The organism is Novosphingobium terrae (genome assembly GCF_017163935.1).
GTDB lineage: Bacteria > Pseudomonadota > Alphaproteobacteria > Sphingomonadales > Sphingomonadaceae > Novosphingobium > Novosphingobium terrae.
Genome location: NZ_JABVZR010000001.1, coordinates 1876960 through 1889968 on the forward strand (window position 1 = coordinate 1876960; position 13009 = coordinate 1889968).

At 60.7% G+C, this 13009-nt stretch carries 13 protein-coding genes and 1 pseudogene; 6 read left to right on the forward strand and 8 right to left on the reverse strand.

Going from position 1 to position 13009, the window contains the following annotated elements:
* Positions 1-19 precede the first annotated feature (19 nt).
* The 7 genes from HGK27_RS31280 to HGK27_RS08570 form a co-directional block, all read right to left on the reverse strand.
* Positions 20-145 carry a hypothetical protein gene (locus HGK27_RS31280; protein WP_274617159.1) on the reverse strand — a complete coding sequence of 42 codons (126 nt, stop codon included), beginning with the start codon at positions 143-145 and terminating at the stop codon, positions 20-22.
* A 94-nt stretch (positions 146-239) separates the two neighbouring features.
* Positions 240-371, reverse strand: coding sequence for a benenodin family lasso peptide (locus tag HGK27_RS08545; RefSeq protein WP_241126951.1), 132 nt, complete (start codon positions 369-371; stop codon positions 240-242).
* Positions 372-619: 248 nt separating this feature from the next.
* Positions 620-739, reverse strand: a complete 120-nt coding sequence (locus HGK27_RS08550; protein ID WP_206240146.1) for a benenodin family lasso peptide — start codon at positions 737-739, stop codon at positions 620-622.
* A 130-nt stretch (positions 740-869) separates the two neighbouring features.
* Positions 870-1481 (reverse strand): GntR family transcriptional regulator, encoded by a 612-nt coding sequence (locus HGK27_RS08555; protein ID WP_206240147.1) that lies wholly within the window; start codon positions 1479-1481, stop codon positions 870-872.
* Entirely contained in the window at positions 1478-2374 is an 897-nt protein-coding gene (locus HGK27_RS08560) for a phytanoyl-CoA dioxygenase family protein (protein WP_206240148.1), read from the reverse strand. The genes HGK27_RS08555 and HGK27_RS08560 overlap by 4 nt, the downstream gene beginning before the upstream one ends.
* An 11-nt stretch (positions 2375-2385) precedes the next feature.
* Positions 2386-3000, reverse strand: coding sequence for an acyl-homoserine-lactone synthase (locus HGK27_RS08565; protein WP_206240149.1), 615 nt, complete (start codon positions 2998-3000; stop codon positions 2386-2388).
* Positions 3001-3085: 85 nt separating this feature from the next.
* Complete coding sequence (locus HGK27_RS08570) at positions 3086-3826, reverse strand: helix-turn-helix transcriptional regulator (protein ID WP_206240150.1); 741 nt, start codon at positions 3824-3826, stop codon at positions 3086-3088.
* A gap of 259 nt (positions 3827-4085) precedes the next feature.
* Here HGK27_RS08570 and HGK27_RS08575 point away from each other — a divergent pair, with 259 nt between their 5' ends.
* The 3 genes from HGK27_RS08575 (at position 4086) to HGK27_RS08585 (ending at position 6056) form a co-directional block, all read left to right on the forward strand.
* Complete coding sequence (locus HGK27_RS08575; RefSeq protein ID WP_206240151.1) at positions 4086-4334, forward strand: transcriptional regulator domain-containing protein; 249 nt, start codon at positions 4086-4088, stop codon at positions 4332-4334.
* Positions 4318-4878: a DUF2285 domain-containing protein gene (locus HGK27_RS08580; protein WP_206240152.1), complete on the forward strand. Its 561-nt coding sequence runs from the start codon at positions 4318-4320 to the stop codon at positions 4876-4878. The genes HGK27_RS08575 and HGK27_RS08580 overlap by 17 nt, the downstream gene beginning before the upstream one ends.
* Positions 4879-5081: 203 nt before the next feature.
* A complete protein-coding gene (locus HGK27_RS08585) occupies positions 5082-6056 on the forward strand; it encodes an HAD family acid phosphatase (RefSeq protein ID WP_206240153.1) in 975 nt (324 codons plus the stop codon).
* A gap of 404 nt (positions 6057-6460) precedes the next feature.
* Here HGK27_RS08585 and HGK27_RS08590 read toward each other — a convergent pair whose 3' ends face one another.
* Positions 6461-8140 carry an AAA family ATPase gene (locus tag HGK27_RS08590; RefSeq protein WP_206240154.1) on the reverse strand — a complete coding sequence of 560 codons (1680 nt, stop codon included), beginning with the start codon at positions 8138-8140 and terminating at the stop codon, positions 6461-6463.
* A gap of 987 nt (positions 8141-9127) precedes the next feature.
* Between HGK27_RS08590 and HGK27_RS08595 the strand changes: the two genes are divergently transcribed.
* From HGK27_RS08595 to HGK27_RS08605, 3 genes and pseudogenes are all read left to right on the forward strand, one after another.
* Entirely contained in the window at positions 9128-9595 is a 468-nt protein-coding gene (locus HGK27_RS08595) for a DUF736 family protein (protein WP_206240155.1), read from the forward strand.
* Between the two features lie 120 nt (positions 9596-9715).
* Positions 9716-10480, forward strand: a pseudogene (locus tag HGK27_RS31010) (ArdC family protein); the annotation flags it as partial.
* A 641-nt stretch (positions 10481-11121) separates the two neighbouring features.
* A complete protein-coding gene (locus HGK27_RS08605) occupies positions 11122-12978 on the forward strand; it encodes a reverse transcriptase domain-containing protein (protein ID WP_206242959.1) in 1857 nt (618 codons plus the stop codon).
* Positions 12979-13009 lie beyond the last annotated feature (31 nt).

The window sequence follows — 13009 nt, forward strand, 5'->3', positions numbered from 1 at the left end:
GAAGCGGCACGCCATTGGATCAGTCGTCTGACAGTCCATCGGGATCCCGGCCCAGGATCTCTTCGCCCGCCGGCGGAAGTGCGCCGAAAGTGTCGGTGCTGGCACAGCCGATCTCGATCAACCCGGTGTTGGTGTCGTTGTCCATGATGTATTCCTAGTGCTCGTGCGTGATGCACCTGGATGGGCATTGGTGGCGTGCCACCAGAAAGTCGCACGCCACCGTTCGGTTCGCGACGCAATCAGTCGTCGGAAAGGCCGGTCGCCATTCTGCCGAAGTTCTCGTCGGTGCCGACAAGATCACCGCCCAGGGTTTCGGAAGAGGCACGGCCGAGATCGACCAGCTGGTCCTGAGTGATCGTCTTTTCCATCATTCACTCCTCAACAAATGCCGCAGGAATTTGCGGCTTGAGAAGAATAGTTGAGGGTAGCATGATTGAGAAATTTATACGTAATATATATTGATTTTATAATTTCAGATCTTTGCTTGATTGATATAATTCGATTATTTATGGTATCTCTAATTCTGGCCCGAGGGCTTGGTGCCAGGATGGTCGTGGTCCAATCAAAAGAAATGGCGCGCAGTCTGAGACTGCGCGCCACTTTCGGGGGACTGGCTTGGTCAGTCGTCGGACAGGCCAGGCTCGTCGCGGCCGAGCAGTTCGTCACCAACGGGAATGGCGCCGCCCTGGGTTTCCGAGCTGGCGGTGCCGAGGTCGATCAGTTCGTCATGATGAGTCATGATACACTCCTCTTCAAATGGTCGCAGGGATTTGCGACCGGACGGAGTGTAAGGCGATGGTATAGCAATAGAAAATTTATACGGATTCTATATCGATTTTATAATTTTTGGCAGCCACCTTCTTGAAAAGTCACGGTACTTGATAGAGCGCGACAAGGATGTTTGCCACGGCGTGACGCCGGCGGCGGTGATACTGTGCGATGTTGCGTTGAATGGCGCCGTGGTCGAGATCTGCGATCCGGGCGAGGAGATCGACCAGCTCCTTATCGCCATCTTCAATGACATGACTCTCGGCCAGACGAACCCTGTGCAGCTTGGCGTTGAGCTGCACGATAGCCCTTCCATGCTCCGGATTGGTGGAGCGGCGTCCGATCCGTGCGAAGAGGTCACCGGTGCGGGTCGCAATGTCCACGCCATGATAGGCGAGCTGGATACCATCGATCTCCCGAGGGTGGCGCGGCCAGTACCTCACGGCGAGGGTAAGAAGCTGGGCTGACCAGTCATAGCGATGCTGGAGGCTCCGTTCTTCAAGGAAGGGCAGGTTGAACCCGCCGCTGGAACGTGCCTCCACCATCCCTTCGCCGGTCAGCAGGTGCAGCGCTTCGCGCACCGGTGTGGCACTGGCCGAGAGCCTTTCGGCAAGGAGTGCTGGATCGAGGCGATCCCCCGGACGCATGTCTTCGCCGCGCAGCAATTGGCGCAAGGCGGCAAGGACGCGATCTGTTGTGGTTCCGGCGCTCATAGCTCCTCCGCCGCGGCATCCGGGCCGCGCTCCCTGTTATAGGCCTCGATCAGCCGCTCCTGATCGGGCCGCAGGGCGTCGATGGCCCCCAGTCGTTTCCGGACATGGGAACCCAGCAGCACGGAGGGGCACTGCCCTTCGAAGTTGCCGAGGTTCGGGCGGTGCTGGCGATAGCCGACAAGCGCGGCCAGCTCCGGCGAGAAGGTTTTGGCGACCTCTGGCGGGTAAGCGAGCCATTGGTTTTCATAGGGTTTGAGCCAGCCGAGGCTGTAGCCGATGACGATGCCGCGTCGGACTTCGTCGGTGAGGTTCGGGCCGGCCCCGTGGAGCGCCGAGCCCAGGAAGAGCAGTGCCGAACCCGGTTTCATCTCCACGGCCACGGGTTTGCTCGCCGGATCCTGATCGAGCGCCCTGGCGCCGTGAGAACTGGGCCAGACCCGCGTGGCGCCGTTTTCCTTGGTGAAGGTTGTGATCGGCCACATCACATTGACCAGATATTCGACCTCGCCAACGGGACCGCGCCACATATCCTGGTCGCGATGCGGCATCTGGGCCGGCGCGCCGGGATGGATTTCGATGGCCTGTGTGGTGTTGAGCTGGATGCGGTCGCACCAGGGCAGCAGCAGCTTTTCGACCACGCCCAGCACCGTCAGATGCTGGACCAGACTTTTGGCAAGACTGGAGCGGATCAGCAGGCGGCCGAAGCGTTTGGTCGTCGAACCATAGAAGCCCCCCTGGCTGAAGGGCGTTTCCCGGAAATCCTCTTCAAGATCGCGTTCGAGCTGGTGAATGAGCCCGGCGGCGACGGCATTCTTGATGACGCAATAGCCCTGGCTTTGTAGAGCGGCGGCATATTGGGCGATAGCCTGTTCGAGGGCGACGGTTTTGATCATGTTGCTCTCCTTCAGGCGGCAAGAAAGTTCTCGCCCGGCAGGGCGGAGGAGACGATGCCGTTTGCCGCCAGCAGGCCGGGCGTGCGCGCGGTGATCTCGATGCGCAACGCCATCAGGCCGGCCGTGTCGGCAAGGCTGGGCGGTCCGAGCGGTTTGCAATCCCACCCGAAGTTCAGGATCTTGTGCCCCCAGGCCCGCTCGGCGATCGCGACATAGGATCGGATCCCGTGTTCCAGCGCATAATTTGCGAGCCCGCACACCAGATTGTCCCGGACCTGCCTGCGCTCGGTGGCATTGAGCCGCCGATCGAGACAGAAGCGGGTGATCTCCAGGATATCGGGCCCACATGGCGGCGCCTCTTCGCAAAGCTGCGGGTAGAGGTCGCCGAGGATATGCGGGCCCGTGGTCTTGAGCAGGCGAGCTGAACCAAGATGGTTTCCATCGGCCTCACTCATGATGATGTAGTCGGCATCCGGATTGTCGAACTGGTCGATCTCATAGCGCTCGGCCAGCACCGGCACGTCCCATTTGAGCAGATCGACAAAGACGGCTTTGCGCGCGGCGAACATCGAGCGCAACACCTCTTCCCGGATGCCTTCGAGCTTCGATTGATGGCGTTGAAACATGGACTTGGCTCCTCATGCTGAGGGGCGCAAGTGTCGGTGAGATGGTTCCGCTAGGGTATCCCGGAAAAGGGTGATGGCTTATGGTTTACAATTTGGACACCATGATAGCGCCGTCCAACAGCGCGAAGGCCACAAGAGATGTGCGCTTCTTCACCCCGTAACGCTCGCAGGCATTTTTGATATGGCTTGCCACGGTTTCTTCGGCGAGACCGAGAATCTCACCGATCTGGCGATCATTCAGCCCGCGTGCGACCAGTTGCACACAGGCCAGCTGTTGCGGGGTCAATTTGGGGCGCAGTTCAGCGGGCATCGCGTTTCTCCCTGGCCACAGCCGGTGCGCAGCGGCAAAGATCATAAGTCCGGCAAGCTGCGCCAGACCCTGTTTGACAGAATCGATCATGAAGCCGCTCTCTGCCGAAAAGGTGCAGGAGCAGTGCAGTCCGCCCGCGAGGTTGGTCGGGATCGTGAAGCCCTCGCCGATGCCCTGGATGCGTCCCAATCGCATGATGGTGTCATCACGGTCATTGAGGCGGATCAGCTCCGCCATATTGGACCACCAGAAGCCGGCGGGCGTCATATGGCTTGCCCGATGAACCGGGTCGACGAGCCCATAGGCGTTACGTTGGTAATAATTGACCCAGGGGGACGGATAGTTGGTGAGGCAGATCGGGTTCGGCGACGCTGCAAGATCGACGTGGTGGGTAATCGCGAAAAAGCGAAAGCCCAGCCACTGGGTCACATCTGCTGTCGCATTGATGAGATCTGCTGCTGTTCGACTGGTTTCAACGACGCGCTTGAATTGCGTTACGATCCTTTCGATGCCCATAAGGCACGTCTTCAACCCCGGGCGGTGTTTCAAGCCGCCGGACTCCCGAGGTTGCCCTTTCCTCGTATGAAGATCCAGGATCGGGTTCTCAAGCCAATCCAGAATAGTGAGTGTCGCAAAAGTGTCATATCACTTTTCCCGGCGTTGGCTTGTAATAATTTACATACATTGCTGCTTTGTGTGAATGAGGAGTTCTTGTCGGTTTGGGGCGATCTGTCCGCTCCGGTACCAAATTAGGTATGTCCCGCAGGATTTCCGCATGAAGGAAATCGCGGGCCGCTCGCCTCGGGAAAGCTGGCGCGACGACAGCTTCTATCGCGGCCTGCGCGGCCTCGATCGGGCCGGGCTGATGTGGGAGTGGCTGCGGCGCGACCGCGACTATATTGCCTGGTATGCCGGCGCCAGCGCCGCGACCCGGGCCAGCGGCACGCCGGCGTGCTGGGGGCTGCACTTTCGCCGAAGATCCCGATCACCCGGCCCCTCTGGCCAGGGTGATTTGGAGTGCTGACCTCGATCCGGCCATCCTGCCTGTTGCGGTGGGCGTGCAGGACAGTGGTGTTCCCGACGCGGACACGATCGCGCTGCGTGATCTGGCGCCCTGGTTGACGATTGCGACCGATATCGGGGGAACAGAGCATGTCCTCCTCTCCGACGGCTGGCATCATATCAGGCTGGATGTCGTTGAAGGGAGCCTTTTGGGGCGTGATCTGGTGCGCTTTCACTATCGGCTGGACGGAATAGCGACCGCTGAAGGGTTGGTCCCTACGCTTCGGCGATTTCTTGCCCTGTGCCGAATGCGGCGGTTTCCGACCACGATGTTTCCGATTGATCCTCGCATGGATCGCGGGCTGGATATGCTGCGGGTCCATGACGCCCTCGAAGACGGGGCTAGCCAGCGCGAGATCGCGGGCGTTCTATTCGGAGAGGAGCGGATCACAGCCGAATGGACGGGGGCCTCTGATTCGCTTCGCTCGCGGGTTCGTCGGCTGGTCACGGATGCCCGAACCATGGCCTGCGGTGGTTATCGGCGGTTGCTGCGCGGCATGAAGTAGATGAGGCAAGATCATGACTATCGATTTCATAACAACTGTGAGTGCGCGATGAGCGCTCAAGTGGATGTATGTTGGTAACAGGGAGTGCGGAAAAGGGCGAAGTTGGCAGGCGGCCGCATCCCTATCGCCTCATCGACTTGCATTCGGATCCTGATGATGATCCTCTCTTGCCGCCCGCTCCAGGGCATTGGGGATATCCATCCATGCGAAACCTGCTGACGACGGCACTTGCCTGCGCCATTGGTCTTGTCGTTTCCTCGCCGGCCTCAGCCGATCCCGAGCTATTGCCCTATACTCAGCTCGATCAGGCGCGAACCGCCTGGCAAGGGGCGCAATATCTCTATGGGTCGGGAGAATCTGCGGCGATCAGCCGGGCGTCCTATGCCAGCCTGACCACCTATGTTCTCTCGGAACTCAAGGGAGCCCGGTTGCACAAGCCGTTGCATTCGGTGGTGCTTGCAAAAGAGGCCGACAAACCAGGCGCTCCGTGCAGCGGCGATGTTGTATGTACGGTTGAGCACCGGTCGTTTACACCGTGTCGGCCGGGCATGAAGGCGGCGGTGGTTTTCGATGCCGATGAGACGCTTCTGCTCAACATCGGCGCGGAGTATGCCGCCACAGTCAACGATCAGGGCTACACCACTGCCCGCTGGGAGCGCTGGGAAAGCGAAGGCACGCAAGCTGTCGCGGCTGTGCCCGGGGCAGTTGAGGCCCTTGCCACGCTGCGCGCCAAGGGGGTGAAGATCATCGTGATCTCCAACCGGGATGCGACATCGCCGACCGATCCGACGTCCCATAAGGATCTGAGCCAGTTTACGGTCGAGGCCCTGGCCAACGCCAAGCTTGGATCTTTCGTGCACGAGGGGAAGGATCAGAACCTTTTCCTGGGGAAGGAACATGGTGACACCGGCACCCTCAAGGACGGGCGGCGCGCCCATGTCGCAGAACGCTACTGTGTGATCGCCATGGTTGGCGATCAGCTCGGCGATTTCAGCGATCGCTTTTCCGGGCCGAAGATGCAGCCGAAGCGTGCGATGGTGGACAAGATTGCTCTGTGGGGCAGGGGCTGGTTCCTGCTCCCCAATCCTGTCTATGGCTCGGCCACGCCCTATCCCGGCGACGTCACGGATGTTTTTCCCGACCCGCAGACGCACTGGGTCGATAAGCCCGCACAATAGGGGCGATCGCCTTCACCGCCCGGTTTTGCAGCGGGAGACCTGACGGCCGCTTCACGTTCGAACGCCTGATGTTGCTCGCCGCAATGTCGGGCGTTCTATCGATGATGGCTGGTGCGTTGTGATGCCCAGGATGTGCTGCCTATCGCTAAGGCCTGTGCGGGGCTCACGGCCTGGCGCCACGATGGGGCCCGAAAAAAAGGCCAGTCGCGAGACTGGCCCATTCAGAAGTTTGGGAGAGGATGCCTGAAAGGCGAGGCTCCTTTCGCACCATGGTATGCCTGTCTCAAGTGCAATGACTGCAACGGTTCGTGCGTTTGCGATGATGATGGGCGAGGCATAGCGGCGTCTTATTATCCTGCGCAGCGGGGCAGTCAGGCGTCCTGCCTTCTGGTTCGCTGACCGGATCAGGCAGGCAACTCCACGCCATTGAGGCCGTTGGCTTGTTTGATGAAGGTGGCCAGCTGCGTGATCCTTTGCCGCAGATCCAGCATCGTCAGGTCTGCCGGCTCCTTGCACACAAGCCGGGCAACCTTGACCTTGTCAATCCGGGTCTCTGCTTCCTGGGTCGTACCGGCATGGGCGCGCTTGCTGTAGTAGTGGAGTGCATGGTCGTACATGCCGCCGTCTGCCGGGCGGTCATATTTGCTCACCGACTGGCGCACGGCATCCTGCAGCAGGTCATGCGGGATGTAGTTCTCGATCTCGCGTCCCTTCGTGAGCCAGGCTACACCGGTTTCGCCGATTTCTTCGATCAGGCGCTGCTTCGTCTCGTTGATCGGAGCCCGAGCGCTCTTCCTGTCGCTGTCGATGAGGATCGCCAGATTGCGGTTAAGGTCGCGCAGCTTGATGAAATCGGCGATCTCCTCGCCTGCGGACAGGTGGCTGAGCAGGCGCCCGCCATAGAACATGATCGAGTAGTGCAATGCCTCCTCCAGCTCGGGCGCCACCTGCGCCAGCCAGTGCTTGAGATAGATCCGGTCCGAAGGTCCCTCGACCCAGATCACCGCATTGGCCTGCAGAATATCGGCGGCGCGATATCCCAGATCGGCGCAGATCTCGAAGCGCTGCTGGCGCGAGACCGCACGGCGGATGCGCGTGGCATCATCCTCCTGCCAGACCCTGAAGATTGCCGCATCCTTATGGTCGAGAAATGCGGCGGAATGGGTGGCGATGAGATACTGGTTGTTGGTGTTGTCCGCGAGATACTCGATCAGCCTGCGCTGGAGCAGCGGGTGGAGGTGCAGCTCGGGCTCCTCAAGGCAGATGATGCATTCATCATGGACGGTGCAATAGGCCGCCAGCATGATCACCTGCTGGATGCCCGTGCCCAGGCTTTCGAGCGGGAGGATGCGTCCGTCCATATGAACCAGAATATGGTCGCGGGCGTAGGGGATCTCGATGCGTGCGTCGGGCCGGTGGGTCACCTGGCGCACAAAGGCATTGATCTTGTCGAAGATCACGGTGCCCTGGCGTTCGTCCACCGATGGGTTCTGCAGCTTGGCCAGGTCGTCAATCAGCCCGGTGCCCGAGACATCGCCGCTATCCTGGCCCGGCATTTTCCGCCGGAATGCTGGGATCAGTCGGATTTTTGGGAGATCCGTGTCGATCGTGTTGACGATCGCCTCATATATTTCGCGAGCCCAGGTAACCGATCCTGCGCCGCCCCCGTAGTTGCCGGTCAGGGTCATCCATGTCTGAAGCAGATCTTGATAGGGTATAACAGCTGACACATCACTAGCGGTGAACGAGCCAATCAGTTTGAGTTCGTCGCGAAAGGGAGCAACACTCTCTTGCAGGAGATGGCCGTCGATCGCCATGCGGTCAATAACGGCATCGATCTGAGGGGTGATATCCTCGCTATAGAGGTGCCGCAATTTTATGTCTCGTTTGACGATGGCTGTCGGCGTGGCGATACGGATTGCGAAATCACCCGATCTGGGGCCGCGGTGGCGATCGAAGATCGTGTTCAGGTTCCTCCCGCCAGTGCCATGGGGAACAGGAAAATAGCGGTGGACCAGATCTAGGAAGGTCGATTTCCCGGCATTGTTGGGCCCGATGAAGAAATTGAACTGCGCGAGGCCCATCACCTCCTGCCACTCATTGTCGATGCCGCGGAAGTTCTTCACTGCGAGGCCATGCAAATAGATCGACACGTCGTTCCTCTTTCATCTCGGGCAGCTCGACATTGGTTTAAGGGAAGCCAGCTTTGCCTGTCATCACGGGGCTGTGTTTTTTCCCCGATCATTGGGGCGGTTCGTTGCGCTGAAGTGCCTGGCGATGCGCACGCCGATAGCGATTGGGTTTCACGGGTTCGGAGGCTGGCTGGTCGCCAGGGATCGGGCCCTCGCGCCCGGCAGGGCGCGACCGCGCTCTATGCCTTCGCCACCGCTTGCGGTGTCGGAGGCACCGGGCCGCCAGGGCGTCCCGGCCCTCCCGGGTCACGATCGCTGGTCCGAGGCGGGGAGGTGTCGGCGTGGGGTGTTGAGGGCAGGGGGCGTGGCGAGGCCTGCCGCTTCGCTGATGGAATCGCGCGGGTAAGCCGCGCGATGGGGGATCGTTCGCCAGCCGACCCATGCGTCCCCTGCGCCGTCTCCCAGTGTCCCTGGCGTGCCATACGGATGTTCGGTGGCAACGAGTTGCGTCGGGGGGAAGCTCCGCTAGGCGAAAGGGGGCCGGCGGCGTTTGTCTGCTCTGAAGAGCAGCGCCGGCCCCCTTTCGCCAAGCTGCGCTAAATCCCCCCTCCCGTGCCTGTTGCCACCAAGACAGTCCGCACGGCCCTGGGGACCCTGCGAGGACGGCTCCGGGAACGATGGATCGGAAGGCTCGGTCTGCGACCGATCCCTGGCAGAAAAGGAATGGGCCGCGACTGGGCGCGGCCCATGCGTTTTGTGTCTGCTAGGCCGCTGGTCGCGGCCCCGTAAAGATGCTCGGACTCACCAGGTCCGATGGGTTTTCTGTCAAGAAAACAATGAGATATTCTGAAATAGCGAAGTCCTGTATAAGTGTAACTGTCAGAGGGGAAATAAAAAACCTCTGGCAGCAAGGATGAACAACAGGATGGAGTAAGGTTCATGAATATCGGTGAAATGATCCGTAGCGAAAATGGCGGCGTCAGTGGCTATATTGCCGAAGCCGGTTTCGATTTCGATGGTGTTTTTCTTCAAAAGGTCGTGTCGGACAATCCGCGTGCGCCTCTCTTCAACCTCATGACCAAGAGTCCGCGCGGGCGTGATGTCCGCCTGGGATCGATCTGGGAGCGGGCGGCGCAGGAAACGGGTGAGGTCTATTTCGGGGGGTACATCGATACCGCGCAATCCGGCTTCGTTCCCATCCGCATGTTCCGTTCGCGGCAGCGCGATAACGTCTGGAACATCGTGCGGCGCACGGCGCAGCGTCGGCGCGATGGTGAGGTGGTCGACCTGCCCGCCGAGGAACTGTCGCCCGAGGCCCTTGAAGCCTGCCAGGACCGCGAAGGGTTCGGCCCGCGCAGGCCCGCCCGGTCTGCAAAGGCGAAGTCGGAAGGCACCGAGCTGAACTGATCGCCCTGCCTGATCTTTGGGCCTGACCTTTCAGGCTGATACCTAGGGGGCGCCTTGGGGCTCCCCCACCATTTTCCCGAAGTAACCCTTTCCCTTCACAACCGAAAAGGAGCCTTCGCCATGGTGAAGCAAGCTGCACGCCGTGGGCGTGGGGACGCATCGTCGCGTCCGCAGGAATCGCGCACCGCCCTCTATGATGAGGTGACCGCCAAGATCATTGCCCAGCTTGAGGCAGGGCGCTTTCCATGGGTTCAGCCATGGGCGGCACCCGATACATCGACGGGCGGGCTGGCACCGGGTATGCCCCGCAATGCCCTGACCTCCCGCGCCTATTCCGGGGTCAATGTGCTGCTGCTGTGGGGCGCGGTCATCGAGCATCGCTATCCCTCGCAATGCTGGCTCACCTTCAAGCAGGCGCTTGAGGCGGGCGGCAATGTCCGCAAGGGCGAGGCGGGCGTGCCAGTGGTCTATGCCGACCGCTTCACCCCCGAGGCCGAGAAGCAACGGGCCGAGCAGAGCGGCGGTGAGGCGCGCAGCATTCCTTTCCTGAAACGCTTCACCGTCTTCAATGTTGCGCAATGCGAAGGGCTGCGCGCCGGTCTTGCTGCCGATCCCGAACCCTTGCCGATGGGGCGGACCGCGCCGGTTGGCGATGAGGTGATCGCTGCCTCTGGCGTGGAATTCCACATCGGCGGGAATAAGGCCTTCTATGTGCCCTCTGCCGATTATGTGCAGGTGCCCCCGCCGCTGGCCTTTTTCGACAGCATCAACTGGTATCGCACCGCGCTGCATGAACTCACCCACGCCACGGGCCACCCCAGCCGCTTGGGGCGGCAGATCACGAACGCCTTTGGCAGCAAGGATTATGCCCGCGAGGAACTGGTCGTGCGCCGTGTCGGCGCGAATAAAGGAGTGAAGACATGTCTTCTGGATAGCTGGGAAAATCCATGCGTCCCCGACTTACCGGTGCCGGTGATGAGCCGGCTGAAATCCCGAAAGGGAAACGGGACCATAGCATGTCGGGAAAAGGCCCAAACTGCCGAAACCATCGTAGGTCGGGCGGGTCATCGCAAGGTGCGTACGGCGAAAGCTACACTGCCTGAACTCCAGTCCTCAGGGTTTTATCCTCGACGGCGGCGTAGCGATGGTTGCAACGCCGCACCGTGCAGAAACCGGTTTGCGCATGAGAACCGGTCAATGAAGGGAGTGTGGCAACCAAGCGCTCCCGGCCCAGTCGGCACGGCCTGCCCGCCATCGGTGGGATCAAAGGGACGAACGGAGCGCCTAACCGCATCGCATCTCCTTGTTCGCGTAAACACGGGATCGCCTAAATGGGAGCGTCAGCGACCCACATGGCGACAGAGCCGCCATAGTAGCCAAATGCCGGGGGTAATGCCCCGGACAGCCATCCTCGGATGGACGACAACGGATGAAAGTTGCCGGGCAACCGGTGCGGGACTCCTCACTGGTCGGGTGAAGGGCGGCAGTGCTTGCGAGACTGGTCAGCCAACAGGGTGGGCGTGCTGATGCTACCCGATACCTTGCAACGGCGACTGGAATCGATCCCAACCCTGTCGAGACAGGGCAAGCGGATCAATGGCTTGTCGCGTATGATGGCAGACCCGCTCCTGTGGGAGCAGGCCTATGCCGAGATCGCCTCCAACCGAGGCGCGCTCACGCCCGGCGTCACCGGCGAAACGCTCGACGGGTTCTCCCTAGAGCGGGTCGAACGGATCATCGGGCAAATCACAAACGGCAGCTACCGCTTCGCCCCCGTGCGTAGGGTCTTAATCCCCAAGGCCAATGGGAAAACACGCCCACTGGGCATCCCAACGGCTAGCGACAAGCTGGTTCAGGCGGCGGTGAAGCTGCTGCTGGAACGCATATACGAGCCGGTGTTCTCACCGCACTCGCATGGCTTCCGGCGAGGCCGATCCTGCCACACCGCCCTTGAGCATATCAAGGACACCTGGACTGGCGTGAAATGGCTGGTGGACGTCGATGTCGTCGGTTTCTTCGACAATATCGACCACAGCATCCTGATCGACCTGCTTAACAGGAAGATCGACGACAAGCGGTTCATCAGCCTGATCGAAGGGATGCTCAAGGCCGGTTACATGGAGGACTGGTCCTTCAACGCCACTTACAGCGGCACGCCGCAAGGTGGCGTCGTCTCTCCGATCCTCGCCAACATCTATCTGCACGAACTGGATCAGTTCCTGGCAGGGATGAAAGCGCGGTTCGACCGGGGCAAACGAAGGGCCGATAATCCGCGATACCGTAACCTTACCATCGGCATGTACAAACGTCGCCTCCGGGTCGAGAAGCTGCTGAGCGAAGGCCGTGAGGCCGAGGCGCAGGCGGTCCTTGCCAAGATCCGGGAGATGGAGACGGAACGCTCCACCATGCCGTCGAAGAACGGGCTCGACCCGAACTTCAAACGGCTGTTGTTCTGCCGTTATGCCGATGACTTCATCATTGGTGTGATCGGCTCGAAGGCGGATGCCCGAGATGTGATGGCGCAGGTGACGGATTATCTCCGTCATTGCCTTCACCTCGAAGCGTCGCCGGAAAAGAGCAGGTTGAGCAAAGCGTCGAAGGGGACCACGTTCCTCGGCTACACGGTTATCACCGTGACCGGGAGCAGGGTTCGGCGGACGAAGCTAGGAAGGCGGGTCGTGCGTTCGCGCGATCCGGCTGATCGCATTCACCTCCGCGTTCCGCACGACCGGCTCGTGCGGTTCAATCAACGCAAGGGCTATGGTGACCTCGGGCGTCTGAAAGCGATGCACCGCCGGTATCTGGTCGACAGCTCGATGCTGGAGATCGTGCTGGCATACAACGCCGAGATGCGCGGGCTCGCCAACTATTACCGGTTGGCCTACGTTGCGAAGTTCAGCCTTCGCAAGCTGTGGTTCCTCTGGGAAACCAGCCTGCTGAAAACGCTGGCGTTCAAGCTGCGGCTATCGGTCAATCAGGTCGCCCACCGTCTCAAGACACGGGATGGACTCGCCGTCCGCTTCAAAGTGGACGGGAAGGAACGGTCGGTTGCTGTCTTCAATCTAAAGCATATCGACCGGCTGCCGAACCTCGGGCCGAAAGTTGATCGCTGGGCAACCCCTCACTTCACGAAGGGGCGCTCGGACGTGATGGATCGGCTTCGGGCAAAGCAGTGTGAATATTGTGGCTCGACCGAACATCCGTGTGAGGTTCACCATGCCCACCGCTTGGCGGACATGAAGAATACCCCGCTTTGGAAACAGGTCGCGGCGGCACGGCGGCGCAAACGCATCGTCCTCTGCCTGCCTTGCCACAAGGCGCTCCACGCCGGGCAACTCAAGCCGCTCGACAGCGGCGACATGCAAGCACGGAGAGCCGGATGATGGGAAACTATCACGTCCGGTTCGGTGGGCG